Below are 2,821 nucleotides of genomic sequence, written 5' to 3'. Positions count from 1 at the left end.
TACCAGTTGCGGGCTGCCGAGAAACATCGCGCCCTGGTCGCGTACGATCACCACCTCGTCGCACAGCGCCGGCATGTAAGCGCCGCCGGCGGTCGAGGGGCCGTGGACGATTGCGATCTGCGCGATACCCTCGCTCGACATCCGGATCTGGTTGTAAAAGATCGAGCCGAACTGCCCGTCGTCGGGAAAAATGTTGGGCTGGTCCGGCAGGTTGGCGCCGCCGGATTGCACCATGGTGACGCAGGGGAGGCGGTGTTGCCAGGCGAATCTCTGTGCGCGGACGTGCTTCTTGCAGGTGATCCCGTAGTAGGTGCCGCCTTTGACCGTGGCGTCGTTGGCGATCAGCATGCAGGCGCGGCCCGACACCATTCCAACGCCGGTGACGATGCTGCCGCCGGGCGGCACGCCGTCATACATGCCTTCGCCCGCGAACTGGCAAAATTCGAGGAACGGCGAGCCGGGATCGATCAGCGCAGCGATCCGTTCGCGAGGCAGTAATTGCTTGCGCTCCTTGTGCAGCAGCCGCGCCCGTTCCGGACCGCCGACCATTGCAGCTGCCCGGCGCTCATGCAGATCGGCGATTCTCAAGCCGTAAGCGTCCCAGTTGCGGCGATACTCTTCGCTCGCAGCGGACACATCGGACTTCATGAGAGCCATTGCAGACAACCTCGTTCTTGGGGGGTGATCTCTGAATAATTGAAGACGAATCGCCGGTAGAACCGCGCCTCACCGTTCCGGGTCTTGCTCTAATAACTGCGAGGCAAGCCCATCACGTGCTCGCCGATGTAGTTGAGGATCATTTCGCGATTGAGCGGCGCGGTCTTCAACAGCCGCACCAGCGGATAGATATCGAAGATGCCGTACTCCTTGGTGAACCCGTTGCCGCCGAAGCATTGCAGCGCGGTGTCCACGGCCTTGATGCCGGCGTCGGCTGCGGCAAGTTTTGCCATGTTGGAGAACTCGCCGGCTTCGCGGCCCTGATCGAAGATCCAGGCGGCTTTTAGTGTCATCAGCGATGCCAGCTCAACATCGGTGCGGGCGCTGGCCAGCGGATGCTGCAAGCCCTGATAAGATCCGATCGGCACGTTGTTGAAAACCCGCCGTTCCTTGGCGTATTCGACCGCGCGGTTCAGGGCATAGCGGCCGAGACCGCAGGAAATCGAACCGACAAGAATGCGTTCGGGATTAAGGCTTTTGAACAAAATGCCGAATCCCTTGTCGACTTCGCCAACAATGTCCTCCGGCCCAAGATCGACTTCGTCGAAAAACAGCTGCCATTGTGTTTCCGGGGCCGGAATGCTCACTGGAATGTATTGCTTCTGCACGCCCTTGGCTTTCAGGTCGACCACAAACAGGGTGAAGCCATCGGTTTTCTTCTGAACCTCGGTATGCGCTGTCGTTCGCGTCACCACCAGCGCGTAGTCCGCGCCATCGGCGTCGGTGATAAATGTCTTCTGACCGCTCAGCGCGAAGCGATTGCCACGCTTCTTTGCTATCGTGGAAGTACGAATCGTGTTGGTTCCCGCGTCAGGCTCGGTGATCGCGAAGCAAAAGCGCGTCTTGCCGCCACACGCATCGGGCAGATAGCGCAATTTCTGCGCTTCGCTGCCGTATTTGGCTATGAATCCCAAGCTCATTGCCGCGCCGACAACGAGGTTTAGCAGTGGAATGCCATTGTTTGACAAGCCCTCAAGGAACAGGTGCATCTCGACCATGCCTTGTCCCGAGCCGCCGTATTCCTCAGGCACCATCGTTCCGACGAAGCCATCCTCCGCAACCTTGCTGTAAAGGGCTTGGGGGAATACGTGCTTGTCGGCGCATTCCATCCAGTATTTGCGATCGAATTGCTTCGCAACCATATCGCCGTATTCGTAGATTTGCCGCTGCTCGTGCGTAAGATCAAAGTCCATGTCGGAACTCCGCCGCCGGCCGAAACCGCGTTGTTCTAAGTTGAGAATTCGAAACCCTCTCGGGAACACCGTCGAGTTTATTGTTTGCGAGGCGGCCGGCTGTCGGTCGGCAGCATCAATTGCTTGCTATCTTTAGGCAGAACCGGCTAGGATTTCAACCTAACAATCGTTCGAAAACGAACGAATGTTAGAAAATAATGAAGACCGTCGAGCCCGCATTTCCTGGCTTGTGATCAGTTTTGGGGAATAGCCAATTGACCGCGATGAAATCCGCTGTCGCGACCGGGTCGGACGAGTTCAAGCTCAATCGCGCTCATTATCTGGCGCGGATCGCCGATCTCCAAAGGCGTCGGGCCGAGGCCAATCAGGGCGGCTCCGCCAAGGCTCGCGCCTTGCATAAATCGCGCGGCCAGCTGCTGCCGCGCGAACGCATCGCGGCGCTGATCGATCCCGGTTCGCCGTTTCTCGAGTTCGGCCACCTGGCGGGCGAGGGGATGTACGACGGCGTGCCGCCGGGCGCGACAATTATCACGGGCGTCGGACAGGTCTGCGGGCGCGGTTGCATGCTTATCGCCAACGATGCCACAGTGAAGGGCGGGACGCTGTTCGGCATGACAACGAAGAAGCATACCCGCGCCCAGTTGTTTGCGTGGCAACACCGGCTGCCCTGCATCACCTTGGTGCAATCAGGTGGCGGCTTCCTGCCGGACATCGCCAATATCTTTCCGGACGAAGGGCAGGCCGGATCGATCATGTACAATCAGGTAAAGATGTCGGCCGAGAATATCGCGCAGATCGCCGTCGTTCACGGCCCTTCGACCGCGGGCGGCGCTTACATTCCGGCGCTGTGCGACGAGGTGGTGATCGTACGCGACCAGGGCGCGATGTTTCTCGGCAGCCCGCAACTGGTA

At 59.4% G+C, this 2,821-nt stretch carries 3 protein-coding genes; 1 reads left to right on the top strand and 2 read right to left on the bottom strand.

From position 1 onward, the window contains the following. Positions 1 to 657: carboxyl transferase domain-containing protein (locus G8O24_RS42300; protein WP_283815664.1), on the bottom strand; the 657-nt coding region annotated here is incomplete at its 3' end. Positions 658 to 746: 89 nt separating this feature from the next. Beyond that, positions 747 to 1,910 (bottom strand): acyl-CoA dehydrogenase family protein, encoded by a 1,164-nt coding sequence (locus tag G8O24_RS42295; protein WP_021075758.1) that lies wholly within the window; start codon positions 1,908 to 1,910, stop codon positions 747 to 749. Positions 1,911 to 2,173: 263 nt separating this feature from the next. Here G8O24_RS42295 and G8O24_RS42290 point away from each other — a divergent pair. Further along, positions 2,174 to 2,821 (top strand): carboxyl transferase domain-containing protein (locus G8O24_RS42290; protein ID WP_283815665.1); only part of this gene is annotated, 648 nt, incomplete at its 3' end.

The sequence above is a fragment of the Bradyrhizobium campsiandrae genome (genome assembly GCF_014529705.1).
GTDB lineage: Bacteria > Pseudomonadota > Alphaproteobacteria > Rhizobiales > Xanthobacteraceae > Bradyrhizobium > Bradyrhizobium campsiandrae.
Note: the sequence above shows the minus strand (reverse complement) of the source record. Positions and strands in the feature narration are given on the sequence as shown.

Coding starts and splice junctions, on each gene's coding strand:
- G8O24_RS42295 (WP_021075758.1), bottom strand. CDS start 1,910: ATGGACTTTGATCTTACGCACGAGCAGCGGCAAATCTACGAATACGGC.